The sequence below is a fragment of the Paraburkholderia sp. BCC1884 genome (assembly GCF_900996225.1).
In the GTDB taxonomy this organism is placed as follows: domain Bacteria; phylum Pseudomonadota; class Gammaproteobacteria; order Burkholderiales; family Burkholderiaceae; genus Paraburkholderia.
Genome location: NZ_CAAJGL010000096.1, coordinates 1 through 603 on the forward strand (window position 1 = coordinate 1; position 603 = coordinate 603).

Below are 603 nucleotides of genomic sequence, written 5' to 3' on the forward strand. Positions count from 1 at the left end.
GCCGCGCACTGGCACACCGAGCCGGTGATCCGGCAGATCTACGAGCTGATCTCGCGCGACGAGGCGCGCCACGCGGCCGCCTACCTGAAGTACATGCGCCGCGCGCTGGACCGGCACGGCGACGAGGCGCGCCTGGCCTTCGCCAAGATCGGCACGCTGATGGCCAGCGCCAACCGCGCGGCCAAGGCGATCCACCCGACCAACCTGCACGTGAATCGCACGCTGTTCCCCAACGACACGGTGCAGAGCCGCCTGCCCGATCCCGAATGGCTGGGCCGCTGGCTCGACACGCAGATCCGCTTCGACCGCGACTGGGAGAACCGCGTGGCCGACCGCATCCTGCACAACCTGTCGATCCTGCTGGAGCGCCCGCTGCTCAACGTCAAGGACCTCCACAAGCTGCGCAAGCAGCTGCACCAGAACCTGGAAGGCGCGAGCGCGGGCGCGGCCGCCGCCGAGCCTGCCCTGTAGCACTGATCCGGAGAACGCTCACGATGTCCGAACTCACCGTCGAATACCGCACCTGGATGTGCCTGATCTGCGGTTACCTCTATGACGAACAAAGCGGCGACCCGAACGCCGGGATCGCCGCCCCCAACAGCT

The 603-nt window shown here is 68.0% G+C and carries 2 protein-coding genes; both read left to right on the forward strand.

The genetic code is table 11. The features are described 5' to 3' along the window. The coding region (locus FQ705_RS22390; protein WP_186307958.1) for an acyl-ACP desaturase at positions 1–471 on the forward strand (471 nt) is incomplete at its 5' end. Between the two features lie 56 nt (positions 472–527). Continuing rightward, positions 528–603, forward strand: a 76-nt coding sequence (locus tag FQ705_RS22395) for a rubredoxin (RefSeq protein ID WP_260854589.1), incomplete at its 3' end; no start/stop codon positions are given.